Genomic DNA, 22679 nt, shown 5'->3' on the forward strand with positions numbered 1-22679 from the left:
TGGCGCGACGATAGCGGACGATGACGGCATGTTCCTGGTGGCGTTTACGAAAAGGAAGCCGAGTATACGCCCTTAAATGCGGCGATTTCGCGCTGTTAATGCCGTATCGAGCGCCGTCGGCTACCCCCCGCCACTGCGCTGTTCGCATCAGGAAACACCCGATCCGTTCCCTCGGAGATCCTGTGTCCCTCAAACAACGTCTGCTGGCCTTCGTCGCCATCCCGCTGCTGACGGTCATCGCCGCGTTGTCCGGCATGGCGTACTGGCAAATGCGCAGCGAGATCGTGAGCCGCGTCAGCTACGAAATCGAGGCCGCCGTGCAAGGCCAACGCGGCCATCGCCCGCCTGCTCAGGGGCCTGTTCGGCCTGCGCGCCATGTTCGCCGAGGTGCGCGAGAACGCGACGTCGCTGAACGCCGGCATCGACTCGCTGAACACGGTAACGCGCTCGGTCGCCGCCGAATCGGAACGGCAGGCCGAGACGCTGACGACGCCCGCCGCGACGATCGAGGAAATCACCGTCTGCATCAACCACATCGCCGACAACGCACGCCGGCCCGCTCAGTCCGCTGCTGTCGAACATCCTGCTGACGGAACTGGATCGGGAAATGGAGCGCCGTGGCCACGCGTTTTGTCGCTACGCGGATGACTGCACCATCTACATCCGAAGCCAGGCGGCAGGCGAGCGGGTCCTGGCCGGTATCAGCCAGATCCTGACCGAGCGGCTCAAGCTCAAGGTCAATGAAGCCAAGAGCGCGGTCGCACGACCGAGGGAGAGGAAGTTTCTGGGCGGAGTTATGCCGACCACTGTCGCTGGCCCGATGCATTCTTCGCTACCGAAGGGCTTTTCACCCTAGTCGAAGCCCGACGGCTGGCGAGCCAATCTCGATGAGGAAACCACTCACTGGAGAGCCGTGTGCGGGAGAACCGCACGCACGGTTCGGAGGGAGGGGAAGGCGAGCGCCCTTTCCTGCCCTATCAGTCGGCGGTTGCTTTCCGACGCTGGATGCCGGCGACCTTCTACTTCATCTGGACGAGCAGTAACTCGACTGCATCGCGTCCCGTCTGGCGCCGGCCCGCTCATTAGATTAGAATAGTCTAATATTAAAAAACTATGATTCGCCGTAGCTTAAGCGCGGCGGTTTCCACGATTTTCCCTTACCGAGTCCATCCCATGAAAGCCATCATCATCGGCGGCGTGGCCGGCGGCGCGACCGCTGCCGCGCGCTTGCGCCGCAATAGCGAAGCCGCAGAGATCGTCCTCGTCGAACGCGGCCCCTACATCAGCTTTGCCAACTGCGGTCTGCCGTATCACATCTCGGGCGCGATCGCCGAGCGCGAGCAGCTGCTGGTGACCAGTGCGGCGGCGTTCCACGAGCGCTATCGCGTCGACGTGCGTGTGCGCACCGAGGCGATCGCCATCGACCGTGCGAACCGGACGGTGCGCCTGCGCAATCTCGAGACCAGCGAGGAGTACGACGAGCGCTACGACCGCGTGCTGCTCTCGCCCGGTGCCGAGCCGGTGCGCCCCCGCCTGCCGGGCATCGAGTCGGCGCGCGTCTTCGGATTGCGCAACATCCCGGATCTCGACCGCATCATGCAGCACCTCGACGAGGCGCAGCCGCGCCGCGCGGTGGTGATCGGCGGCGGTTTCATCGGCATCGAGGTCGCCGAGAACCTGCACGAGCGCGGGCTGTTCGTCACGCTCGTCGAAGGCGCTGACCAGATCCTCGCGCCCTTCGATCCGGAGATGGCGGCCATCGTGCATGCGCACATGCGCGAGAAGCACATCGAACTGTACCTCTCGGCCAAGGTCGAGCGCTTCGAGGACAAGACCGACCACACCGTCGTCTATCTGCACAACGGCAAGCGCCTGCAGGCCGACATCGTCATCCTGGCGATCGGCGTGCGGCCGGAGACGACGCTGGCGCGTGCGGCTGGCCTCGAGATCGGCGCGACCGGCGGCATCCGGGTCAATGAATACCTGCAGACGACCGATCCGGCGATCTTTGCCGTCGGCGACGCGACCGAAGTCACGCAGACGATCTCCGGCAAGGCGGCGCTGATTCCGCTCGCCGGCCCGGCCAACCGGCAGGGGCGCATCGCGGCGGACAACATGCTCAAGGGCCGGCACGCGGCGTACAAGGGCACGCTCGGCACGGCGATCCTCAAGGCCTTCGACCTCGAAGCGGCGGCGACCGGTCTCAACGAAAAGCAGCTGCGCGCGGCCGGCGTGCCTTACCAGCGCACGATCACGCACGGCGGCTCGCACGCTTCGTACTATCCGGGTGCGATGCCGATCAGCCTGAAGCTGATCTACGCGCCCGACGGCAAGATCCTCGGCGCGCAGGCGGTGGGTGCCGACGGCGCCGACAAGCGCATCGACGTGATCGCCACGGCGATCCACGCCGGCATGACGGTCGACGATCTGGCCGACCTCGAACTCGCCTACGCGCCGCCGTTCAGCTCGGCGAAGGACCCGGTCAACATCGCCGGCTACGTCGCCGGCAACGTCTTGCGCGGCGAGCACAAGGTGATCAGTTGGGACGAACTGCAAGGGCGCGAGGCGGGCAGCATCCAGCTGATCGACGTGCGCACAGCCGAGGAGTTCGAGCTCGGCAGCATCCCCGGCGCGCGCCACATCGACGTGAACACGCTGCGCGAGCGGTTCGACGAGGTCGCGCGCGACAAGCCGGTGGTGATCTTCTGCCAGGTCGGCCTGCGCGGTTACCTGGCGTGGAAGATCCTGCAACAGTCCGGCTTCACCGACATCCACAACCTCTCCGGCGGCTACAAGACCTGGGCGTGGGCGGTCGAGAAACAGTCGAATCCGGACATCTTCGACTACGAGGACATCAAGCGGCGCGCGCCGACCAGCGTGCCGAGCAAACCGGCAGCATGCGCGCTCGCCGTCTCGGTCAGCGGCCAGCGCCACCGGCTCGACGCCAGCGGCCTGCAATGCCCCGGCCCGATCCTCAAGACCTACAAGGCGATGGCCGCTCTGGCCGTCGGCGACGAACTCGAAGTCGTCTCGACCGACGCCGCCTTCGGGCGCGACATCCGTTCGTGGGCGCACAAGACCGGGCACGCGCTGCTCGACGTGAAGACGGAGAAAGGCTGCGTGACGGCGCTGCTGCGCAAGGCGGCAGAAGCGGTCGCCGAGGCAAGCGCGCCGGTCTGCGCCACGCCCGCGCGCGAGCAGACGACGCTCGTCGTCTTCTCCGCCGACCTCGACAAGGTGATGGCCAGCCTGATCATCGCCAATGGCGCGCTGGCGCTCGGCAAGCCGGTCGCGCTCTTTTTCACCTTCTGGGGGCTCAACGTGCTGCGCCGCCCGGATGCGCCGGCGCTCAAGAAGCCGTTCATGGACGCCATGTTCGGCAGGATGATGCCGGCCGGCGTCGGCCGACTGAACTCGATCTCGAAGATGAACTTCGCCGGCATGGGCGCCTGGCTGATCCGCAAGGTGATGCGCGACAAGCGCGTCGAGGAAGCGGCGCAGCTCCTGAAGAACCTGCAGGAAGGCGGTGCGCAGCTGATCGCCTGCCAGATGTCGATGGACGTGATGGGCATCCGCCACGAAGAGCTGATCGACGGCGTCGAACTCGGCGGCGTCGCCGCCTTCCTTGACGAGGCGCACCAGTCGGCGGTGACGTTGTTCATATAGAACGGCGCGCGTTGCCCGTTTATTGGGCAGCGCGCGATTTTTCTGTCCGCTCAATGACCTGCAGCGACTATCCAGCGCTTATCCACAGCCTTGTATACGGGTTCTGTGGACGTTCCACACCTGATGTCGTGGCAATACTCTGAAGGAGCCCGGCTTTGCTGGGCGATTACGCCCCCAGCACATCTACCGCCCATCGCGCAGAAAATCTGCGCCCCGCAGGAAGTACCCTTGGGGTGCGCTCCTACCCGGCCAAGGCAGCGATGACCACGGCCGCGACGATCGAAGCGATCGTGTGCAGCGAGAGGACGCTGCCGATGAAGCGCGCGTCGTCCTGTGCGGTGCGAAAGACGGGAATGATGAAGGGCGGCGGCAGGATGAAGAGGAAGAGCACGGCGATCGCCTGGATGGGCGGGAAGCCGAGCGCGCTGACGACACCGAAGGCGACGAGCGAGCCGAGCGCCAGGGCGACTGCCAGGCGGACGAGCACGAAAACGAGCGCGCGCCCGGCGCCGCCCGGATGGAAATCCTTGAGGCCGAAGCCGACGACGAGACAGACGAGCGGCGTCGTCAGCGCGCCGAGCGTCGAGAGCAATGGAGCGAGCGCACCGTGTTCGGCCCACGGCGCGCCCTGCGCATCGGGGAAGACGATGGACGCGAGCAGACCGGCGACGATGGCGATGATCACCGGCGAGAGCAGCATGTTGCGCAAGAGGCCGAGCGGACTGACCGGCGCGCCGGCTTCCGCCCGTTTGAGCTGGGCGAGCAGCGCGGTGAAGACGAAGACGACCTGGCCGAGGTCGGCGGTGGCGAAGTGGCGCAGCGAATCGGCGCCGAACAGCGCGATGAACAGGCCGTAACCGAGCATCCCGGCTTCGAAGCCCTGGAAGAGGAAGGTCGTCGCCGGACTCGGCAAGCGCGCGACCCGGCCGACCACCGTGCCGATGCCGCCCATCACGGCGCACGCGAGATAGATGACGAGCGCCAGCAGTCCGAGGCCCGCGTCGACGTGGATGCGCGCGAAGGCGCCGAAGAGCAACGCGGGCAGCGCGATCGAGGCGACGATCTTCTTCAGGCCGCCGACCATCTCGCTGGTGAAGAAGCCGCTTTTGCCGAGGATGGCGCCGAGCGCGATGAGGAAAAAGATCGGGAGGAAGTCGTAGATTACGGCGTTCATGGCAGCGGGCAGATTCCTGGGGGTGAAGGCGCATTATGCGCAGGGCGTCGGCGCTCGCGAAAGAGTGGCGTCGCCGCGTGTCTGAACTTTCTAATATTAGCGTCATCTAATGTTTGCAAATGCCGCTTCGCCTCTTTCTTGATAACGGAACACAGCGCCATGTCCACCCAGCCCGCTTGCATCATCGACGTCCGCTCCCCGCTGGAGTATGCCAACGGCCACCTGAAAGGCGCCGTCAACATCCCGTACGACCGCATCGAGCAGGCGATTGATTCGATCGCAGGGCTGGAGAAGACCAGTTCGATCCTGCTCTACTGCCAGAGCGGCGCGCGTTCGGCGTTTGCCTGCCAGGTGCTCGCCCAGCGCGGCTTCACGCGGGCGATCAACGGCGGCGCGATGGCGACGCTGCTGCTCAACTTCGAGCGGGCGTAGCCACCTGTCGCGGCTCAAACGTAGAAGCTATCGCCGCAGCCGCATTGCCGCTTGACGTTCGGATTGCGGATGTCGAAGCCGTTGGCGTCGCCTTCCTGCACGAAGTCGATCTCGGTGCCGTCGAGCCAGACGAGCGACTTGCGGTCGACGACGAGCCTGGTGCCGAAGCTCTCGTGCACGCAGTCGTCTTCGGCCAGCTCATCGACGAACTGCAAGCGGTAGGCGAGACCGGAACATTCGGACGGCTCGACGATCAGGCGTATGCCCAGACCGCCGCCGCGCTCATCGATCATGCGACGCACCGCTTCGGCGGCGCCTTCGGTAAAACTCAAGGCCATGGGATGACTCCGGAGGTTGAATGCTGCAATACGCCATTAATTAGCGTATGCCATATTCTACGCGAAGCCCGGCGCTTCGTCGCCGGCGAGTCGATACCGCGCCGACAGATCGTTACTGGAACAGCGCAGCGGTGTAGGCGGTATATACCGCCAGCAGCATCCAGCCGCGTCCGCGGCCGATGATCGCGTCGCGCGGCGGATAGCAGAAGGCGAGCGCGACGATGCCAAAGCCCAGTGCAACGGCGACTTCGCGCCAGCCGACCGATATCGGGTGGATCATCGCGGCGATGGCGACGATGAAGAGATTGTTGAAGATGTTGCTGCCGAGGATGGTGCCGAGACCGACTTCGTCGTGACCGCGCAGCTTGGCAACGATCGTCGTCGCCAGCTCCGGTGTCGAGGTGCCAATGGCGACCAGCGTTGCGCCGACGATGAACTCGTCGATGCCGAAAGCCGCGGCGACGCCCCGTGCGCCGGTGACGATCAATGTGCCGGCCGCCACCAGCGCGGCCATGCCACCGATACAGGAGAAGAGCGCCCGTCCGTGCCGCAGTTCGCCGATTTCTTCGGTCGCGTTCCGCCGCTGCTTGCATACTTCGGCCAGCGTCGCCGCCAGCCAGGCGACGAACACGACCATCAGCACGGCGCCATCCAGGTGCGAAAGCTCGCCGTCGAGAAACAGGAGTCCGGTGAGCACCGGCGCCAAGAGCGCGACCGGCATGTCGCGGCGGATGCTTCCGGGGGGCGTGCGGATCGCCGAGATGACGAGCGCCAGCCCCAGGATCAGGGCCACGTTGACGACGTTGCTGCCGAGCGCATCGCCGAGCGCAATCTCGGGTCGCGCGGCGAGCGCCGAGCTGACCGAGACCGAAAGCTCCGGGCTCGACGTGGCGAACGCGGCGACCGTCGCCCCGATGATGCCCGGCGAGATGCGCGCCCAGTGCGCGATGCCGACGACGCCGCGCACGAACAGCTCGCCGCCGATGCCGGCGCAGACGACGCCGGCGAGAAGGAGCGCGAAATCGCCCATGCCGATCAGGTGGCGCCGAGCAGGCTGAGGCGAACCAGGTCGGGCACGCCGTCGACCTCGAGCTTGCTCAGCATGCGCGCCTTGTGCACTTCGACGGTGCCGTGACCGGTCATCACGATCACCGGCAGGGAGCGTCCATCCTGCAGCAGGCACTTCTGCAGCGCGATGCCGTCCATGCCCGGCATGCGGATATCGGCGAGCAGGCAGCCGCGCCATTCCGGCCGATACGCCGAGAGAAAACTCTCGGCATCGGCGAACATCGACACCGCGTAGCCGCGCAGGCCGAGCAGCAACCCGAGCGCATCGCGCACCGATTGGTCGTCCTCAACGATGTAGACCGTGTATCCCCTGGTTTGCATGTTCGAGTTTTCCTTCCATCGGAAGTATCAGTCTGAAGAATCCGTGATCGGCGGCCTCGGCCCACAGGTGGCCGCCATGCGCTTCGACGATGGCCCGGCTGATCACCAGGCCGAGGCCCAGGCCGCTCTCCTTCGACGTATGGAATGCCTCGAACAGGCGTTCCGCGTTGGCGCTCGAAATGCCGGGGCCGGAATTCTCGATACACACACCGAGCCGACCGGCACCTTCCTGACGGACCGTCAGCCAGATACGCCGCTTGCCCGCAGCTTGCTCGGCGAGCGCATCGAAGGCGTTGCTCAGGAGATTGCGCAACACGACTTCGATCTGCATGCGGTCCGCGAGCAGCGTGTAATCCGGCACGTCGCCGAGCGTCAGCTCGACGCCGCGCTGCGTGGCCCTGTCGCCCATCGACCCCGCGACCGAAGCGATCAGTTCCGCAATGCGCACCTGCTCGAGCCGCGTTGCCCCGGTGCGAAAGAAGTCGCGCAACCGGCGCAGCACGTCGCCGGCGCGGAAGGTCTCGGCGACCAGGCGGTCGATCACCTCGGACAGCTGCGCGCCGGTCTGCCCCAGTTCGACGAGCGTCTTGCACGCCGAGCCGTAGGCCGAGAGCGCCGTCAGCGGCTGGTTGAGTTCGTGCGCCAGCGCACCGGCCATCTCGCCGGCTGCGGCGAGGCGCAGCGTCTGCCGCAGCTCGGCGCTGACGCGCTGCTTCTCGTCGACGACGACACCGCTGAAGAAGCCGAAGAGCGCCAGAGCTGCGGCAAGGATCTGGATTTCCAGCACATTGACCGCCGGGTAGCCGAGGACCTGCACGGCGGCGATGATGCCGACCTGGATGATGGCGACGCTGAACACGGCGCCGGCCAGCCCGCGCCGGGAAGCCGCCCACATCACCGGGGGGAAGAGCAGATAGAAGTATTTGAATTCCGCCGCGACGTCGACGCCAAAGGAGATCCAGAGCGCGAGCACCGACGCGGCGAGATAGCCGAGCGACTCCCACGAGCGCGCAATCGCGGCGACCCGCACCGCGCCGCGGCCGTCGAGCAGGAACCAGAGCAGCGGCATGGTTACCAGCACACCGACGAAATCGCCGACCCAGTAGCGGACGAAGGCATCCGCCACCGAGCTGCCGGGAATGAGGTTGCCGAAGCGCAACGTGGCAACGTAGAGCGCGCTGTTGAAGAGCGTGCCGAGAACGACGATCACTGCCCATTCGAGCAAGCCGCGCTGATCGCTGAAGATGGCGCCGCTGGCGAGACGAAGACGCAGGATGGCGGCGATCAGCCAGTAACCGGCTGCCAGCAGCAAGGAGAGGCCGATCGATACGAGCAAGGACACCGGCAGATGGTGCACGCTGGCGTCGGCGAGGAAGATCGCCAGCGCCAGCGGCAGAACGGCGGCGCGTCCAAAGCGCAGGAGGTAGATCAGGCCCAGCGCCGGCGCCGGATTCCACGGCGTGATGTTGAGCGCATGCAGGGAATGGAAGAAGCTCGCCCAGTCGAGCGCGACGTAGCCGACGAGCAAAATCGCCAGGTCACGCCACTTGGGTTGTCGGATCGATTGCATCGTCAGGGCTGGTTTCGTTCTTCTTCGAGGCGAGCCGGCGAACTATCGCACGTCTGCGAGAGCCACCGTAATCCGCGACTACGCGTACGGGTTGCCCTTATTTTCCACCAAACGGCAGGCTGCGTCATGGCAGGCCGGGAGGCAATCGGCTGGTTGCGGATTGGACCGGGCATGACTTGGGGATTGGCTTCGATAGGTGTGATGGAGGAGGGACAGACTGTTTTCCGCGCCTGACGCGCGGGCATTCTTTCTTTTGGGTCGCCAAAAGAAAGAAGCCAAAGAAAAGGCGCCCCCCGCGTTGCGCGGCCGGCTTCGCCGGCTGCCCTGCGCTACTCGTGCGGCCGGGTGGCTGCGGAACTCGGGCTTCGCCCTCAGACAGTCCTCGCCGACTGCTCCCGGCCGCACTCCGTTGCTCGGCGCTCCACGAGGGGGAGGAAAAGCACACCGAACGGAATCGAAGCGGTTGGCGGTTGATGTCCGGCTGGTTTTCATCTTGCCCTTTGCGTCGTCGAGCAGCGCAAGACGCAACGGGAAAAAGGGCGAGGACTGTCTGAGGGGCGCAGCCCCGAGTTCCGCAGCCCCCCGTTGCGGCTGAGCAGCGCAGAGACCCCGGCGTAGCCGGGCGACGCTGTGGGCGCGACTTTTCTTTGCTTACTTTCTTTTGGCAAGACAAAAGAAAGTAATGCCGCGCGTCAGGCGCGGAACCCAGCGCTCGCTCTAGCAGATCCCCGTAGCGCCAACCCCCAATTTCCACCTCAACCGCATCGTCTTAACATTCTCCGCATGCTCCGTGCATTGACGACTCTAATCCTGCTGTTCGCCTTCTGGCTGATGCTTTCGGGAATGTTTGCTCCGTTCCTGGTCGCGGCCGGCTTCGGCTGCGCGCTGGCCGTGCTCCTGATGGCGCGGCACATGAACCGTATCAGCGAAGACGGTCAGCCGATTCATCTGCGCTGGCTCGCCTTCGCCACCTACCACCCGTGGCTGATCAAGGAGATTCTCTTCTCGGCGTGGGACGTGACCAAGCGCATCCTCGACCCGCGCCTGCCGATCACGCCGACGCTCGTCGAATTCACGCCGGCGCAGACGACCGACATCGGGCTCGTCATCCACGCCAACTCGATCACGTTGACGCCGGGGACGATCACCGTCGAAGCCGAGCACGGCCGCTTCCTCGTGCATGCGCTGACGCGCGAAGCCGCTGCCGGACTCGCCGGCAGCGCGATGGACAAGCGCTGCGCGGCGCTGGAGCCGCAGCCATGATCGTCGCCGCCATCCTCGTGCTCATCGTCACCGTCACGCTGGCGCTGGTGCGCGCGCTGCTCGGGCCATCCGTCTTCGACCGCCTGCAGGCGGCCAACACGATCGGCACCTGCGCCATGATGCTCCTCGCGCTTCTCGGCTTTCTCGACGACCGCCCGGAGTTCCTCGATCTGGCGCTGACCTACGGCCTGCTCAACGTGATCGGCGTCATCGCCGTGCTGCGCTTCTTCCTGCAGACGAATCCCGACGCCGCCGCACGAATGGACGACCAGCGATGAGCGCCGTCCTCGACCTCGTGAGCGCGCTCTGCCTCGCCGCCGGCGCCTTCTTCTGCCTGGTCGGCGGCATCGGTCTGGTGCGCATGCCGGACTTCTTCACGCGCGTGCATGCGGCAAGCGTCACCGAGACGCTGGGCGCCGGACTGCTGCTGCTCGGCCTCATCCTGAAGGCCGGCCTGACGCTCGTCTCCGTCAAGCTGGCGATCATCGGCATCCTCATCTACTTCGCCAGCCCGACGGCCAGCCACGCGCTGGCCAAGGCCGCGCTGATCGCCGGCATCAAACCGCAGTTAGCCGATTCGCTTGCCGATCAAGCCAGCGACGAGGTGACATCATCGAAACCCTGATCGTCGACGTCCTGCTGGTGCTGATGGCGATCGCCGTCGTCGGGATGGTCGTCACGCGCAACCTCTTTGCCGTCATCGTCCTCTCCGGCAGCTACAGCTTCCTGATGGCGACCGTGCTCGTCGCGCTCGACGCGGTGGACGTCTCGATGACCGAGGCCTCGGTCGGCGCCGGCATCTCGACCGTGCTGCTGCTCGGCGCGCTGCACCTGTGCAAGAGCGAAGAGGTCAAGCCGGTACATAAACCGTGGCTGCCGCTCGCTGTTTCTCTCTCGACCGGCGCGCTGCTGATGTACGGCGTGTTCGGCCTGCCCGACTTCGGCGACCCGGCCGCACCGATCCACCGCAACGTCGTACCACGTTACATGCAGAACGAGACCGACGTGCCGAACGTCGTCACCGCCGTCCTCGCCAGCTTCCGCGGCTACGACACGCTGGGCGAGACGACCGTCGTGTTCACCGCCGGCGCCGGCATCATCGCGCTCTTGCGCCGGCGCAAGAAGGAAAACAGTGACGACAGCACCGGCAAGACGCAAGGAGAGGACGGCGCATGAAGAACGATCTGATCCTGCGCGTCGTCGGTCGGCTGATGATTCCGTTCATCCTGCTCTTCGCGCTCTACGTGCAGTTCCACGGCGACTTCGGGCCGGGCGGCGGCTTCCAGGCCGGCGTCATCATCGCCGCCGGCATCATCTTCTACGGCCTGATCCACGGCATCGACACGATCCGCCGCATCGTTCCCGCCCGGCTGGTCGAGACGGCGCTCGCCAGCGGCGTGCTGATCTACGCCGGCGTCGGGCTCGCCGGGCTGTTCTTCGGCGGTAACTATCTCGACTATTTCGTCCTCGACCACGATCCCGTTCATGGTCAGCATCGCGGCATCTTCTGGGTCGAGGTCGGCGTCGCGACGACGGTGTCGGGCGTCATGCTCAAGATCTTCTACGTCTTCGCCTCGCGCGGCACGCCGGAGGAGCACCGATGATCGGCCACTTCACCTACTTCGTCGCCGTCTTCCTGATGGTCGCCGGACTGTTCATCGTCATTGCGCGCAGTAATCTGATCAAGAAGCTGATCGGCCTGTCGATCTTCCCGACGTCCGTCTACATCCTCTACATCGCGCCGGGCAAGCTGATCGGCGGCACGGCGCCGATCCTCTCGCCGAGCTACACGGTCTACTCGAACCCGCTGCCGCACGTGCTGATCCTGACCGCCATCGTCGTCGGCGTCGCCACGCTGGCGCTCGGCCTGGCGCTTGCCGTGCGCATCCGCGAGGCCTACGGCAGCATCGAGGAAGACGAAATCCTGGAGCGCGACAACGCGGTGATCGCCAACGAACTGACCCAGCAGTCCGCCAGCCGGCACGGCGACGTCAGCGGCCGGGAGCAGCGCAACGCGGAGAGTCACGCATGAGCCTCGCCCAGCATCTGCCGGCGCTGCAGGTCGTGCTGCCGCTCATCTCGGCGCCGCTCTCGGTGCTCTTGCGTCGCGGCGGCGTCGCCTTCGCGCTGGTCACCGCCGCCGCGTGGACGGCGTTCGCCATCGCCATTGCGCTCTGGTGGCAGGTCGACGCGAGTGGAACCGTCTCGTACCAGATCGGGCATTGGGAACCGCCCTGGGGCATCGAGTACCGCGTCGACCGCCTGAGCAGCTTCATGCTGGTGTTGATCTCGGGCATGGCCGCCGTCGTCCTGCCCTACGCGCGCGCCAGCATCGAGCGCGAGATCCCGGCCGAGTCGCACTACCTCTTCTACGCGATGCTCGGCCTCTGCTTCACCGGGCTGCTCGGCATCACGATCACCGGCGACGCGTTCAATCTCTTCGTCTTTCTCGAAATCTCGTCGCTCTCGACTTACGTGCTGATCGCGCTCGGGCGCGACCGGCGCGCGCTGACTTCGTCGTATCAGTATCTGATCATGGGCAGCATCGGCGCGACCTTCATCGTCATCGGCATCGGCTTCCTCTACCTGATGACCGGCACGCTCAACCTGGCCGACATCGCCACCAAGATCGCGGAAGTCGAAAGCTCGCGTCCCATCCTCGCCGCGCTGGCCTTCCTCACCGTCGGCATCTCGCTCAAGGCGGCGCTCTTCCCGCTGCACCAGTGGCTGCCGAACGCCTATACCTACGCGCCGTCAGCGGTCACCGCCTTCCTCGCCGCCACGGCGACCAAGGTATCGCTCTACGCGCTGATCCGCTTCTACTTCACGGTGTTCGGCGAGACTTTCGTCTTCAGCAAGCTGCCCTTGCCGGAGATCATGCTGGTGCTGTCGCTCTTTGCGATGTTCGTCGCCAACACGGTCGCCATCTTCCAGAACAACCTGAAGCGCCTGTTCGCCTACTCCAGCGTCGGGCAGATCGGCTACATCACGCTCGGGCTTTCGTTCGACTCGCTGCACGGCCTCACCGCGTCGATCACCCACATCTTCAATCACGGCATCGCCAAGGGCGCGATCTTTCTCCTGATTGGCGGCATCGTCGCCGGCATGACGACGCGCCCCGGCGTCACGCCAGCGCCGACGCTCGACCGGCTGGCCGGCCTCGGGCGGCAGATGCCGGTCACCTGCTTCGGCATCGTGCTCGGCGGCCTCAGCCTGATCGGCGTGCCCGGCACCGCCGGCTTCATCAGCAAGTGGTATCTCGTCCTCGCGGCGATGGAGAAAGGCCAGTGGTGGCTGGTCGGCGCCATCCTCGCCAGCTCGCTGCTCGCCGTCGCCTACGTCTGGCGCTTTGTCGAAGTCGCGTATTTCCGCGAACCGCTGGCTCATCACAAGGCCGTGGGCGAAGCGCAATTGCGCCTGCTGCTGCCGGCCGCGTTGCTGATCGCGGCGACGCTCTGGCTCGGTTTCGACACCTCCTTCACCGTCGGTTCGGCGCTCGACGCCGCCGAGCAACTGCTGCGCACCTCGCGATGAACCTGGACAGCTTTCCCCTTCTTGCGAGCCTGCTGCTGCCGCTGATCGGCGCGATCGGCATCGTCCTCGCTCACCGGCATCCCGATCTGCGCGAGGGCGTCACGCTGACCACGGCCGTTCTGCTCTTCGTCAGCGTCTGCCAACTGGTCGGCCCGGTGACGGACGGTCTGCGCCCGGCGCTGATGCTGCTCGAACCGCTGCCGGGCATGCCGGTCGCCTTCCGCGTCGAACCGCTCGGGATGCTCTTCGCGCTCGTCGCGTCGAGTCTGTGGATCGTCAATTCGGTCTACTCGATCGGCTACATGCGCGGCAACCGCGAGCAGCACCAGACGCGCTTCTACCTCTGCTTCGCGCTGTCGATCGCCGCCGCGCTGGCCATCGCCTTCGCCGCCAACCTGCTGACGCTCTTCCTCTTCTACGAGGTGCTGACGCTGGTCACCTATCCGCTCGTCACGCACGCCGGCAGCGAGAAGGCGAAGCAGGCCGGCCGCATCTACCTCGGCATCCTGATGGGGACGTCGGTGCTCTTCCTGCTGCCGGCCGTGATCTACACCGCCTTCGTATCCGGCACGACCGAGTTCCGCCCCGGCGGCATCCTGCCGGCCGATCTGTCGCCGACGACCGTTACCGTACTGCTCGTGCTGTTCATGTTCGGCATCGGCAAGGCGGCGCTGATGCCCTTCCATCGCTGGCTGCCAGCGGCGATGGTCGCGCCGACGCCGGTTTCGGCGCTGCTGCACGCTGTCGCCGTGGTCAAGGCCGGCGTCTTCAGCGTCGTCAAAGTAGTGGTCTACGTCTTCGGCCTCGACCTGCTCGCCGGGACGACCGACTGGCTGCTCGGGATCGCCGGCTTCACCATCGTCGCCGCCTCGGTCGTCGCGCTCAATGCCGACAACCTCAAGCGCCGGCTCGCCTATTCGACGGTCAGCCAGCTCTCCTACGTCATCCTGGCGACGGCGCTGCTGACGCCACTGTCGATCATCGGTGCGGCAGTGCATCTCGTGGTGCACGCCTTCGGCAAGATCACGCTCTTCTTCGCTGCCGGCGCGATCTACACGGCCGCACACAAGACCGACGTCAGCCAGCTCAACGGCATCGGCCGCCGCATGCCGTGGACGATGAGCGCGTTCACCATCGCCGCGCTCTCGCTGATCGGCATCCCCCCGGCTGCCGGTTTCGTCAGCAAGTGGTTCATCCTCGGCAGCGCCGTCGACGGGCACCATGCCTACGTGCTCGCTGCGCTCTTCGCCAGCACGCTGCTCAACGCCGCGTACTTCCTGCCCATCGTGCATGCCGCCTTCTTCCGCAAGGCCGATGCCGGCGACGAACTCCACCTACACGGCGAAGCACCGTGGCCGATGGTGCTGGCGCTGATGACGACGGCCGCGTTGACCGTGGCGCTCTTCTTCTACTCCACGCCGCTGGTGCAAATGGCCGGGCGGCTGGTCGCTAACCACTATTGATCGCCATGAGGATGACCAACACCGCCCCTTGCCCGTTCGACCTGAGCCTGTCGAAGGGCTGGCTGCTCGCCCGGCGCACCCGTTCATGGTTCGACAGGCTCACCACGAACGGTAGGGCGCTCGTCGATCACACTTCTGATTCTCGATAGGGGCCGAGAGGAAAACCGCCATGTCGAACTCACAAAAGACCTATTGGCTCGACCGCAGCGAGAACGTCACCAAGCTCTATCGCGGCTTGTGGATCGTCGGCCTGCTGCTGGTCGCGATCGACCTCATCCTGCCCCGGCACGAGGATTTCGGCTTCGCGACGCTGTTCGGCTTCTACGGCCTTTACGGCTTTTTTGCGTGCGTCATCCTGGTGCTCATCGCCAAGAAGCTGCGCACGGTCCTGATGCGCGACGAGGACTACTATGAGCGCTGACTTCCCCGTCGCCCTGATCCTGATCCTCGGCGCGGCGCTGGTGCCGCTGCTGCGCGGCCGGTTCCGCTTCATCTACTCGCTGCTGCTGCCGGTCGCCGCCTTCGCCTGGGTGCTGGCGCTGCCGCATGGCGAGTATGCGCAATTCGAGCTGCTCGGGCAGACGCTGACGGCGATGCGCGTCGACCGCCTGAGCCTGCTCTTCAGCTATATCTTCCTCATCGCCTGCCTGCTCGGCGTGATCTACGCGCAGCACGTCGAAGACCGTACGCAGCAGACGGCCGCGCTCGTCTATGCCGGCGGCGCGATCGGCGCGGTGTTCGCCGGCGACCTGCTGACCCTGTTCGTGTACTGGGAACTGACGGCGATCTCGTCGGTGCTGCTGATCTGGGCGCGCCGCCAGGAGAGCGCCTACCGCGCCGGGATGCGCTATCTGCTCGTGCAGCTGCTCTCCGGTCTGTTCCTGCTCGTCGGCGGCCTGATGGTCTGGCGCGAAACGGGTTCGCTCGAGTTTGGAAGAATCGGCCTCTCCACGATGGGTGGTGCGCTGGTCCTCGTCGCCTTCGGCATCAAGTGCGCCTTCCCCTTCCTGCACAACTGGCTGCAGGACGCCTACCCGGAGGCGACGCCGACCGGCACCGTCGTCCTCTCGGCCTTCACCACCAAGCTCGGCGTCTACGCGCTGGCGCGCGCTTTCCCCGGCACCGAACTTCTGATCTGGGTCGGCACGGCGATGGCCGCCTTCCCGATCTTCTACGCGGTGATCGAGAACGATCTGCGCCGCGTGCTCGCCTACAGCATGAACAACCAGATCGGCTTTATGGTCGTCGGCGTCGGCATCGGCACCGAGTTGGCGGTCAACGGCGCGGTCGCCCACGCCTTCGCCGACATTCTGTTCAAGGCGCTGCTCTTCATGTCGATGGGCGCGGTGCTGCTGCGTACTGGAACGGTCAAGGGCAGCGAACTCGGTGGCCTGTACAAGTCGATGCCGTGGACGACCGGCTTCTGCATCGTCGGCGCGGCGTCGATCTCGGCCTTCCCGCTGTTCAGCGGCTTCGTCACCAAGTCGATGATCATGAGCGCGGCCGCGCACGAAGGGCTGCAACTCACCTGGCTGGTGCTCCTGTTCGCCTCGGCCGGCGTCTTCCACCACGCCGGGATCAAGATTCCGTACTTCGCCTTCTTCTCGCACGACTCGGGCATCCACTGCGCAGAGGCGCCGAAAAACATGCTCGTCGCCATGGCGATCACCGCCGCGCTGTGCATCGGCATCGGCGTCTTTCCCGGCACGCTCTACCGCCTGCTGCCCTTTGCCGTCGACTACGAGCCCTACACCGCGTCGCACATCGTCGCGCAGCTGCAGCTGCTCGTCTTCTCGGCGCTTGCCTTCTCGGTGCTGATGCGCACCGGCATCTACCCGCCCGAGCTGCGTTCGGTGAACATCGACAGCGACTGGTTCTACCGCAAGCTCGGTCCGGCACTGGCGTGCGGCGTCGCCCGGCTCTGGGACGCGTTCATCGGCAGTCTGGGCGCACTGCTCGCGTACAAGGGGGGCGCCATCGGCGGGCTCATCGCACGTCATCGGCAGAGCGACGGCGCGCTGGTGCGTTCGTGGGCCACGCGCAGCATGGCGATGTGGGTGATGGTCATGCTGCTGGCCTATCTCGTTGTCTACTACCTCGGCAAGTGAGGCGACGATGGGCCTTCCCCGGCAAAACCCGTCGTTGCTCGAACGCAAAGGAGCGCAACATGACAGGAAGCGTACAGAAGTCGACCGGCGGCCGGCGCCGCCTGCTGCTACCGATCTGCGCGTGCGAGGAATCGCGCTGGGGAATCGGCTACGCGCGGCAACTGCAACGGGCCGGACAGCCGGTTGAGGCGATCCTGCTCAACGTCGGCGAGCCGGTCAGGAACTTGCACGTGCCGCGCTTCCGCACGCAGCAGGAGATCGAGGCTTTTCAGGCGTCGCGCGCGCAGTGCTTCATCGACGAGGCGAGCCGGCAACTGGCCAGCGACGGCATCGCTTGCCGCGGCGTCTTCAAGCAGGGCGAAATCGTCTTCTCGATTCTCGATACGGCCGAAGAGCTCGATTGCGACGAGGTGGTCATGCCGGCGCAGGCGAGCGGCCTGTGCGCGCTGTTCTCCCGCAGCAAGGCCGACGCCGTCCGCCGGCAGCAGCGGCACGTCCCCGTCGTACTGATCGACCGGCAGGGGACGCCGCGCTGAGCGGTCAGCGCTTCTTCGCCGGCTGCGTCGCCGAGCCGACGGCTTCCCATAGCTGTTCGAGCGTCGCCAGCAGGCTCGGGCTGTATTCCTTGGGGTACGAGGCAAAGAGCGCGACGACGAGACGCCGGTCGAAGTCGAGATACAGGCTGTTGCCGTAGGGGCCGATCAGGGCGATCCGGTTGGCCGCGCCGCCGAGGTGCACGAAGCCGTAACGCAGTTCGGTGCCGCGCGTCAGCCCCTCGATCTCCGACGCTTTCGCCTTGCGCTTGCCGCTCGACGCGTTCAGCGTCTCGATGAACCAGCCGGGAATCTGGCTGCGCCCGCCGGCACCGCGCGCGTCGATCAGCATCTGACCGAAACGGGCGAAATCACGCAGGGAAAGCGCCAGCCCGTTCGCCAGCTCGGTGCCTTCGCCATCGGTCAGCCAGAGGACGGGGTTCTCCGGTTTCAGCCGGGTGAGCACGCTCTCGCAAAAGACTTGCGTGAGCGGCGCCTTGTGGCTCTCGGCCAGCGCCCAGGCGAGCAGATCGTCGTCGGGCGCTGCCTCGCCGACCGGCGGCCTGGTTTCGGCGAAGCCCACGTCCCAGCGATCCGGCTGAGCGAGCCAGTCGCGCATGCCGGCCTTGCCGCCGCTCTTCCAGCCCCCGGCGCTACGCCAGCCGTCGACATCCTGCGCACTCCAGGCAAAGCGGCTATCGCCTTCAACCAGGCGCTGGACCGATAGCTTGCGCAGGCCGGTCTGCGTGCTGAGCGGCGGAATGTAGCGGACGACCGAGCGGTCGGCGGCGAGCTTGCCTTGTGCCACGGCCATCGCCCCGAGCAGCGAGAGCACCGGCCGCGTACCGCCGAGCAGCGGCCACGCCTGTTGCGCGGAGAGGCCGTGCCAGTATTGTTCGCTGACGACCTGGCCATTGCGCATGACGAGCAGGCCATCCGCCGCGAGGCGCGTCGTCAGCAGGAAGGAAAGGCTGCGCTTCGACTGGTCGAGCGGGTCGCTCGTCGGCGTCGCGAGGTCCAGCGTTTGCACCGCGCGCTTCAATGGTTGCGGCGCGGGCAAGCCATGAATCTTCTTTCTGGCCATGAAACTTCCCGGCGAATGCAGGCCGGCGCGCAGGTATTCGGGCGTCAGCCAGTTGTCCGCGTTGAGCCATGCTCCAGCCGGCAGGCCGGTCTTGCTCACCAGGTCGATCGTGCACGTCTCGGCCGCGCTGGCCGGCGCGGAAACCGTGAGCGCCGGGAGCAGCAGGAATAAAGCCATCGCGTGTTTCATCTCTCGCCCCCTCATTGTCAAACCGGCGTGCCGGCGAAGCGCTGCACGGACTCGCGCACGACGTCGTGCAGGTTATGGTGGCGCGTGTGCTGCTCGCGCAACCAGCGCGCATCGCTGGCTTCCGTCGCCAGTGACATGTGGATGCGATCGAGCCACGGCACGCAGCCGAGCGCCTCGGCGTCTTCGGTGAGCGCCGCGAGCAGTTCGTGCAGGATGACGCGCAGGGGTTCCTGCTTCTGCACGATCGGGTCGGAGAGCATCGCGTCGAAGCCGTAGCGGCACGCCTGGAACTTGTTGTAGCGGGCGACGTAGAGCTGCAGGCGGGTGTTGATCGGCGGTCGCTCCGGACGCGTGCGCAACAGATAGCGCGTCAGGCATTGTGCGAGCGCCGCCAGCGCGGTCGCCGTTTCGATCGCCAGCGGCGTATCGCAGACGCGAATCTCGACCGTGCCGAACTCGGGTTTGGGCCGGATATCCCAGTACAGATCCTTGATGCTGCTGATGATGCCGCAGGCCTTGAGGAACTCGTAGTGCTCGACGAAAGCCGCCCAATCGGCGACTTCCGGACACTGGCCGCTGAGCGGGAAAGCCGAAACCGCGTTGAGTCGCGCCGACTGGAAGAAGGTGTCAACGCCGTCGACGTAGGGCGACGACGCCGAGAGCGCGATAAAGATCGGCACATAGGGCCCAAGCGCCTGCGTCAGCCAGATCGCGTCGTCGGCCGTTTCGCAGCCGACGTGGACGTGCTGGCCGAACACGGTGAACTGCTTGGCCAGATAGCCGTAGCGCTGATAGACCGCGTCGAAGCGGTCGCTCGGGCAAATACGGCGTTCCGGCCAGGCGTGGAAGGGATGCGTGCCGCCGCCGCAGATCGCGATGTTGTTGCGTGCGCACTGGTCGATCAGCGTCTTGCGCAAGCCCTCGAGGTCGGCGGCGATGTCGTCGACCGTGGCCCGCGCCTGCGTACTGACTTCGATCATGCTCTCGGTGATCTCGAGTTTCACGTCGCCGAACTCGCCGTCGTACTTCAGGCGACTGAGCAGGTCGGTCGCGCCGCGCGTCAGGTCGTAGTCGCGCTGCGTGAGGAGCTGCAGCTCCAGTTCGACGCCCAGCGTCAGCGCGTCGCTTTTCGTGAATTCCAGCGTCGACTCGCTCATATGATTCCTCCTTTGGCCTTGTCGCTGGCGACCGTTTCGCCCGAGCGAACAAGGGCAAAGCGGCACAACGCCGGTCCGGCGATATCCATCAGCGCCGCTGCGAAGAGCGGCAACGTCAGCGCCGAGCGGCCGATTTCCGGATAGAGGCCGGCCAGTTCGTAAGCCATGAAGACGGCCGTCGCCGACAAGGGCTGCATGCCGACGCCGACGAGGATGCGCTTGGCGAGCGGCAGCGTGCCGCCGGACGCCGCCATCGCCGCGATCTTGGCAACGGCGCGCACGGCGAGCAGGCCGAGCGCCTGCAAGGCGGCGAGCCCGGTCAGGTCGTGCCAGGGCAGCGAGGCGCCGACGACGACGAAGAGGATGATCGCCAGCAGCCAGTGGCCGTCGGGCAGCTCGGTGTAGCTCAAGGACTTCTTGCGGTCGGTGAAGGCGAGCACGGCGCCCATCAGGAAGAGCGTGAGGAAGACCGGCACCGCCAGCATGCGCGCCACGCCGACGGCAAGCAGGGCGCAGGCGACCATGATGAAGACCTGAGCCAGCGATTTCTTCGGCAGCAGGCCGGCGACGAAGAGCGCCAGGCGCGCGCTCAGCCAGGCGATCAACATGCCGCCGACGGCGACCCACAACGGATGGATCGCCGCATTGATCCAGTCCGCGCTTTGTTCGGCATGCACGACACCGAGGACGACGGCAAAGACGACGAATGAAGCGGCCGCGCTCAAGGCCGTGTGCAGAACGATGCGTTCCGTGACCTGGCCCTGCGCGTTCGATTCCTCGACCGTGAGCAGGACGACGGCTGGCGCCGAGGCCATCGTAACCGCCGCTGCGGCCGCCGCCCAGGCCGGCGAAAGGCCGACAACGAAATACGCGAAGGAGTAGATGAAGAGGAGGGAGAAGGTGATGTCGCCGAGCGTCCCGCGCAGGAGATCGCGGTTACGGATGAGCCAGCGCACGTCGAGCCGGCGCCCGATTTCGAGCATCAGCAGGCCGAGCGCGGCATCGGCGACCGGGCGTACCTGCGCCAGCGCTTCGATGCTGATCCAGCCGAGGAAGGCCGGGCCGAAGAAGGTGCCGGCGAGCACGTAGCCGATCACCTTCGGCCAGCCAAAGCGGGCGCGCATCCACTCGCCGATCAGCAGACCGACGACGAGCAGCAGGCTGAACAGGGCGAGCGAGTCGAGCTGATCGGGAAACGGCGGCAGGAAGAACAGGCGCTCCTGGATGCTCTCCCAGCCGCTCCTCGCATAGGCGAGGGCGTCGCTCACCATCGCTTGCCCCGCGCGGCGTTGAGGAATTCATCGAGGATCGGCGTGCAGTCCAGCAGCGTCGTGCTCCCCGGCGGATGGAACTCGGGATGCCATTGCACGCCGAGCACGTAGGGCCGCCCTTCGAGGCGGATGGCTTCGATGATGCCGTCGGCGGCGCTGCGCGCTTCGACACGCAGGCCGCGCCCGAGCGCATTGATCGACTGGTGATGGATCGAGACGACGTCGCCGCCGGTCATCCCCGGAAAGAGCCTGGCAAAGCCGGAATCGGCCGCCCACTCGATGGCGTGGCTGTGCCGGTCATAATCGGCATGGACGTGCGGCCCGGCCGTTTCGACCTGCGTCGCAATGTCCTGGAACAGCGTGCCGCCGAGCGCTACGTTGATCAGCTGCTCGCCGCGACAGATGCCGAGCACCGCCTTGCCGGCTTCCATGAACTCGTGCAGCAGCTCCATCTCGTAGGCGTCACGCACGCGGTCGCCGGCCCAGTCCGGATGCAAGGGTTCCTCGCCGTACGATTGCGGGCTGACGTCGGCGCCGCCTTGCAGGATCAGGCCGTCGAGGTATTGCGGATAGTCGGAGAGGCGGATGCTGCTGCGGTGCACGATGCCGTCACCGCTCACCGCCGGGATCATGAACACCATCACCTCACGCGACATGACCCAGTGCGCGACCGATTGCTCCAGGTACTGCAGCGATTTCGACTGGATGCCCGTGGCGCCGGCCTGCGGGTGGTAGATGCGCGCCGAAAGGCCAATGCGCAGGGGACGTCGGTTCAGCATATCCATCTCCTCTCCAAACGTGGGTCAAACGCTGGCTACTACGAGCCATGTGCGAACTGCGCGAACGACGATTGATGAAACAGGCACAATCGACGAGGATAGCGGGCGCTTCACAGCCTGCGCAGCAACGTTCCGGCAGTCATCCGGAAACAACATTTAGTTGCAATATAATTGAAGCCTTCGTCTGAAGCAACTCACCCATGCCCCGACAATCTTCGAACAAAAATACCCTGACCCTGGATGTTCTGCAGCAGTTCCGCGTGATCTACGGCAGCATGCGCCAGTATTTCCGCGAGGTTGAGGAGCGCTGCGGCCTGCCGGGCTCACAGATGTGGCTGCTCCAGGAGGTGCAGAAGACACCGTACATCGGCGTCACCGAACTGGCGCGACGGCTCGGCGTGCACCAGTCGACGTGCAGCCAGCTCGTCGACCGGCTGGTCGCCCAGGGCTATCTGACCAAGACGCGCCCGCATGACGACCAGCGGCGCATCGGGCTGTGCCTTGCCGACAAGGGGCTGGCGGCGATCGCCGCGCTCCCTGGTCCGGCCGAAGGTGTCCTGCCGGAAGCGCTGAGTGCCATCCCGGACGTCGCTTTAAGAACTTTGCATATAAATCTATCGGAACTCATCAGGCACCTGCCCGGCAATAATGTCGCTTTTGCCCACATGCCGTTGGCCGAGATGGTAGACACGCCAGGCCAGAACCTCTTGTAAGCGTTTCGACCAATAA

Annotated in this window: 25 protein-coding genes; 15 read left to right on the plus strand and 10 right to left on the minus strand. The window is 65.8% G+C overall.

Features of this window, described 5'->3' with window-relative positions; genetic code table 11:
* Positions 1 to 95: 95 nt before the first annotated feature.
* On the minus strand, positions 96 to 527 hold the full coding sequence (locus KBA32_RS00005) for a hypothetical protein (RefSeq protein WP_294353356.1): 432 nt from the start codon (positions 525 to 527) through the stop codon (positions 96 to 98).
* A gap of 41 nt (positions 528 to 568) precedes the next feature.
* Here KBA32_RS00005 and KBA32_RS00010 point away from each other — a divergent pair, with 41 nt between their 5' ends.
* Together KBA32_RS00010 and KBA32_RS00015 are read left to right on the plus strand one after the other, a co-directional pair.
* Positions 569 to 856 (plus strand): reverse transcriptase domain-containing protein, encoded by a 288-nt coding sequence (locus tag KBA32_RS00010; protein ID WP_367113727.1) that lies wholly within the window; start codon positions 569 to 571, stop codon positions 854 to 856.
* A gap of 317 nt (positions 857 to 1173) precedes the next feature.
* On the plus strand, positions 1174 to 3666 hold the full coding sequence (locus KBA32_RS00015; protein ID WP_294353359.1) for an FAD-dependent oxidoreductase: 2493 nt from the start codon (positions 1174 to 1176) through the stop codon (positions 3664 to 3666).
* Between the two features lie 241 nt (positions 3667 to 3907).
* Here KBA32_RS00015 and KBA32_RS00020 read toward each other — a convergent pair whose 3' ends face one another.
* Entirely contained in the window at positions 3908 to 4840 is a 933-nt protein-coding gene (locus KBA32_RS00020) for an AEC family transporter (RefSeq protein ID WP_294353361.1), read from the minus strand.
* A gap of 159 nt (positions 4841 to 4999) precedes the next feature.
* Between KBA32_RS00020 and KBA32_RS00025 the strand changes: the two genes are divergently transcribed.
* Positions 5000 to 5272 carry a rhodanese-like domain-containing protein gene (locus tag KBA32_RS00025; RefSeq protein WP_294353364.1) on the plus strand — a complete coding sequence of 91 codons (273 nt, stop codon included), beginning with the start codon at positions 5000 to 5002 and terminating at the stop codon, positions 5270 to 5272.
* A gap of 14 nt (positions 5273 to 5286) precedes the next feature.
* Here KBA32_RS00025 and KBA32_RS00030 read toward each other — a convergent pair whose 3' ends face one another.
* The 4 genes from KBA32_RS00030 to KBA32_RS00045 form a co-directional block, all read right to left on the minus strand.
* Positions 5287 to 5610 (minus strand): iron-sulfur cluster assembly accessory protein, encoded by a 324-nt coding sequence (locus KBA32_RS00030; RefSeq protein WP_294353367.1) that lies wholly within the window; start codon positions 5608 to 5610, stop codon positions 5287 to 5289.
* Positions 5611 to 5722: 112 nt separating this feature from the next.
* Entirely contained in the window at positions 5723 to 6640 is a 918-nt protein-coding gene (locus KBA32_RS00035; RefSeq protein ID WP_294353369.1) for a calcium/sodium antiporter, read from the minus strand.
* Between the two features lie 5 nt (positions 6641 to 6645).
* Complete coding sequence (locus KBA32_RS00040) at positions 6646 to 6999, minus strand: response regulator (RefSeq protein ID WP_294353373.1); 354 nt, start codon at positions 6997 to 6999, stop codon at positions 6646 to 6648.
* Positions 6965 to 8569 (minus strand): ATP-binding protein, encoded by a 1605-nt coding sequence (locus tag KBA32_RS00045; protein ID WP_294353376.1) that lies wholly within the window; start codon positions 8567 to 8569, stop codon positions 6965 to 6967. The genes KBA32_RS00040 and KBA32_RS00045 overlap by 35 nt, the downstream gene beginning before the upstream one ends.
* A gap of 795 nt (positions 8570 to 9364) precedes the next feature.
* Between KBA32_RS00045 and KBA32_RS00050 the strand changes: the two genes are divergently transcribed.
* From KBA32_RS00050 to KBA32_RS00100, 11 genes are all read left to right on the plus strand, one after another.
* The gene (locus tag KBA32_RS00050) at positions 9365 to 9832 is read left to right on the plus strand and encodes a Na+/H+ antiporter subunit E (RefSeq protein ID WP_294353379.1); all 468 of its coding nucleotides are present in this window, start codon (positions 9365 to 9367) and stop codon (positions 9830 to 9832) included.
* Positions 9829 to 10110: a monovalent cation/H+ antiporter complex subunit F gene (locus KBA32_RS00055; RefSeq protein ID WP_294353381.1), complete on the plus strand. Its 282-nt coding sequence runs from the start codon at positions 9829 to 9831 to the stop codon at positions 10108 to 10110. The genes KBA32_RS00050 and KBA32_RS00055 overlap by 4 nt, the downstream gene beginning before the upstream one ends.
* The gene (mnhG, locus tag KBA32_RS00060) at positions 10107 to 10457 is read left to right on the plus strand and encodes a monovalent cation/H(+) antiporter subunit G (RefSeq protein WP_294353384.1); all 351 of its coding nucleotides are present in this window, start codon (positions 10107 to 10109) and stop codon (positions 10455 to 10457) included. Before KBA32_RS00055 ends, mnhG begins: the two co-directional genes overlap by 4 nt.
* A gap of 23 nt (positions 10458 to 10480) precedes the next feature.
* The gene (locus KBA32_RS00065) at positions 10481 to 11008 is read left to right on the plus strand and encodes a DUF4040 domain-containing protein (protein WP_294353387.1); all 528 of its coding nucleotides are present in this window, start codon (positions 10481 to 10483) and stop codon (positions 11006 to 11008) included.
* Positions 11005 to 11436 (plus strand): Na(+)/H(+) antiporter subunit B, encoded by a 432-nt coding sequence (locus tag KBA32_RS00070; protein ID WP_294353389.1) that lies wholly within the window; start codon positions 11005 to 11007, stop codon positions 11434 to 11436. The genes KBA32_RS00065 and KBA32_RS00070 overlap by 4 nt, the downstream gene beginning before the upstream one ends.
* Positions 11433 to 11864, plus strand: coding sequence for a cation:proton antiporter subunit C (locus KBA32_RS00075; protein ID WP_294353392.1), 432 nt, complete (start codon positions 11433 to 11435; stop codon positions 11862 to 11864). Before KBA32_RS00070 ends, KBA32_RS00075 begins: the two co-directional genes overlap by 4 nt.
* Positions 11861 to 13366 (plus strand): monovalent cation/H+ antiporter subunit D family protein, encoded by a 1506-nt coding sequence (locus KBA32_RS00080; RefSeq protein WP_294353394.1) that lies wholly within the window; start codon positions 11861 to 11863, stop codon positions 13364 to 13366. The genes KBA32_RS00075 and KBA32_RS00080 overlap by 4 nt, the downstream gene beginning before the upstream one ends.
* Positions 13363 to 14829, plus strand: coding sequence for a proton-conducting transporter membrane subunit (locus KBA32_RS00085; RefSeq protein ID WP_294353398.1), 1467 nt, complete (start codon positions 13363 to 13365; stop codon positions 14827 to 14829). Before KBA32_RS00080 ends, KBA32_RS00085 begins: the two co-directional genes overlap by 4 nt.
* A 169-nt stretch (positions 14830 to 14998) precedes the next feature.
* Positions 14999 to 15250: a hypothetical protein gene (locus KBA32_RS00090; protein ID WP_294353401.1), complete on the plus strand. Its 252-nt coding sequence runs from the start codon at positions 14999 to 15001 to the stop codon at positions 15248 to 15250.
* Positions 15240 to 16937 carry a Na(+)/H(+) antiporter subunit D gene (locus KBA32_RS00095; protein WP_294353404.1) on the plus strand — a complete coding sequence of 566 codons (1698 nt, stop codon included), beginning with the start codon at positions 15240 to 15242 and terminating at the stop codon, positions 16935 to 16937. The genes KBA32_RS00090 and KBA32_RS00095 overlap by 11 nt, the downstream gene beginning before the upstream one ends.
* 59 nt (positions 16938 to 16996) lie before the next feature.
* A complete protein-coding gene (locus tag KBA32_RS00100) occupies positions 16997 to 17473 on the plus strand; it encodes a universal stress protein (protein ID WP_294353407.1) in 477 nt (158 codons plus the stop codon).
* A gap of 4 nt (positions 17474 to 17477) precedes the next feature.
* Here the strand turns inward: KBA32_RS00100 and KBA32_RS00105 are convergent, their stop codons facing one another.
* The 4 genes from KBA32_RS00105 to KBA32_RS00120 are packed head-to-tail and all read right to left on the minus strand — an operon-like array spanning position 17478 to position 21956.
* Complete coding sequence (locus KBA32_RS00105) at positions 17478 to 18731, minus strand: serine hydrolase (protein ID WP_294353411.1); 1254 nt, start codon at positions 18729 to 18731, stop codon at positions 17478 to 17480.
* Between the two features lie 29 nt (positions 18732 to 18760).
* A complete protein-coding gene (locus KBA32_RS00110) occupies positions 18761 to 19900 on the minus strand; it encodes a YbdK family carboxylate-amine ligase (RefSeq protein ID WP_294353414.1) in 1140 nt (379 codons plus the stop codon).
* Positions 19897 to 21168: a cation:proton antiporter gene (locus KBA32_RS00115; RefSeq protein ID WP_294353417.1), complete on the minus strand. Its 1272-nt coding sequence runs from the start codon at positions 21166 to 21168 to the stop codon at positions 19897 to 19899. Before KBA32_RS00115 ends, KBA32_RS00110 begins: the two co-directional genes overlap by 4 nt.
* Positions 21165 to 21956 carry a gamma-glutamyl-gamma-aminobutyrate hydrolase family protein gene (locus KBA32_RS00120; RefSeq protein WP_294353419.1) on the minus strand — a complete coding sequence of 264 codons (792 nt, stop codon included), beginning with the start codon at positions 21954 to 21956 and terminating at the stop codon, positions 21165 to 21167. Before KBA32_RS00120 ends, KBA32_RS00115 begins: the two co-directional genes overlap by 4 nt.
* 194 nt (positions 21957 to 22150) lie before the next feature.
* On the opposite strand from KBA32_RS00120, the gene KBA32_RS00125 reads away from it, so the two are divergent.
* Complete coding sequence (locus KBA32_RS00125) at positions 22151 to 22663, plus strand: MarR family winged helix-turn-helix transcriptional regulator (protein WP_294353422.1); 513 nt, start codon at positions 22151 to 22153, stop codon at positions 22661 to 22663.
* Positions 22664 to 22679 lie beyond the last annotated feature (16 nt).

It is taken from the genome of Propionivibrio sp., from assembly GCF_017995515.1.
Taxonomy (GTDB): Bacteria; Pseudomonadota; Gammaproteobacteria; order Burkholderiales; family Rhodocyclaceae; genus Propionivibrio.

What these genes read in the sequence shown, in the direction of transcription:
- KBA32_RS00005 (WP_294353356.1), bottom strand. Translation starts at nt 527, where the DNA reads ATGCAGACGGTGATTTCCTCGATCGTCGCGGCGGGCGTCGTCAGCGTC.
- KBA32_RS00015 (WP_294353359.1), top strand. Translation starts at nt 1,174, where the DNA reads ATGAAAGCCATCATCATCGGCGGCGTGGCCGGCGGCGCGACCGCTGCC.
- KBA32_RS00020 (WP_294353361.1), bottom strand. Translation starts at nt 4,840, where the DNA reads ATGAACGCCGTAATCTACGACTTCCTCCCGATCTTTTTCCTCATCGCG.
- KBA32_RS00025 (WP_294353364.1), top strand. Translation starts at nt 5,000, where the DNA reads ATGTCCACCCAGCCCGCTTGCATCATCGACGTCCGCTCCCCGCTGGAG.
- KBA32_RS00030 (WP_294353367.1), bottom strand. Translation starts at nt 5,610, where the DNA reads ATGGCCTTGAGTTTTACCGAAGGCGCCGCCGAAGCGGTGCGTCGCATG.
- KBA32_RS00035 (WP_294353369.1), bottom strand. Translation starts at nt 6,640, where the DNA reads ATGGGCGATTTCGCGCTCCTTCTCGCCGGCGTCGTCTGCGCCGGCATC.
- KBA32_RS00040 (WP_294353373.1), bottom strand. Translation starts at nt 6,999, where the DNA reads ATGCAAACCAGGGGATACACGGTCTACATCGTTGAGGACGACCAATCG.
- KBA32_RS00045 (WP_294353376.1), bottom strand. Translation starts at nt 8,569, where the DNA reads ATGCAATCGATCCGACAACCCAAGTGGCGTGACCTGGCGATTTTGCTC.
- KBA32_RS00055 (WP_294353381.1), top strand. Translation starts at nt 9,829, where the DNA reads ATGATCGTCGCCGCCATCCTCGTGCTCATCGTCACCGTCACGCTGGCG.
- mnhG (WP_294353384.1), top strand. Translation starts at nt 10,107, where the DNA reads ATGAGCGCCGTCCTCGACCTCGTGAGCGCGCTCTGCCTCGCCGCCGGC.
- KBA32_RS00065 (WP_294353387.1), top strand. Translation starts at nt 10,481, where the DNA reads ATGGCGATCGCCGTCGTCGGGATGGTCGTCACGCGCAACCTCTTTGCC.
- KBA32_RS00070 (WP_294353389.1), top strand. Translation starts at nt 11,005, where the DNA reads ATGAAGAACGATCTGATCCTGCGCGTCGTCGGTCGGCTGATGATTCCG.
- KBA32_RS00075 (WP_294353392.1), top strand. Translation starts at nt 11,433, where the DNA reads ATGATCGGCCACTTCACCTACTTCGTCGCCGTCTTCCTGATGGTCGCC.
- KBA32_RS00080 (WP_294353394.1), top strand. Translation starts at nt 11,861, where the DNA reads ATGAGCCTCGCCCAGCATCTGCCGGCGCTGCAGGTCGTGCTGCCGCTC.
- KBA32_RS00085 (WP_294353398.1), top strand. Translation starts at nt 13,363, where the DNA reads ATGAACCTGGACAGCTTTCCCCTTCTTGCGAGCCTGCTGCTGCCGCTG.
- KBA32_RS00090 (WP_294353401.1), top strand. Translation starts at nt 14,999, where the DNA reads ATGTCGAACTCACAAAAGACCTATTGGCTCGACCGCAGCGAGAACGTC.
- KBA32_RS00095 (WP_294353404.1), top strand. Translation starts at nt 15,240, where the DNA reads ATGAGCGCTGACTTCCCCGTCGCCCTGATCCTGATCCTCGGCGCGGCG.
- KBA32_RS00100 (WP_294353407.1), top strand. Translation starts at nt 16,997, where the DNA reads ATGACAGGAAGCGTACAGAAGTCGACCGGCGGCCGGCGCCGCCTGCTG.
- KBA32_RS00105 (WP_294353411.1), bottom strand. Translation starts at nt 18,731, where the DNA reads ATGGCTTTATTCCTGCTGCTCCCGGCGCTCACGGTTTCCGCGCCGGCC.
- KBA32_RS00110 (WP_294353414.1), bottom strand. Translation starts at nt 19,900, where the DNA reads ATGAGCGAGTCGACGCTGGAATTCACGAAAAGCGACGCGCTGACGCTG.
- KBA32_RS00120 (WP_294353419.1), bottom strand. Translation starts at nt 21,956, where the DNA reads ATGGATATGCTGAACCGACGTCCCCTGCGCATTGGCCTTTCGGCGCGC.
- KBA32_RS00125 (WP_294353422.1), top strand. Translation starts at nt 22,151, where the DNA reads ATGCCCCGACAATCTTCGAACAAAAATACCCTGACCCTGGATGTTCTG.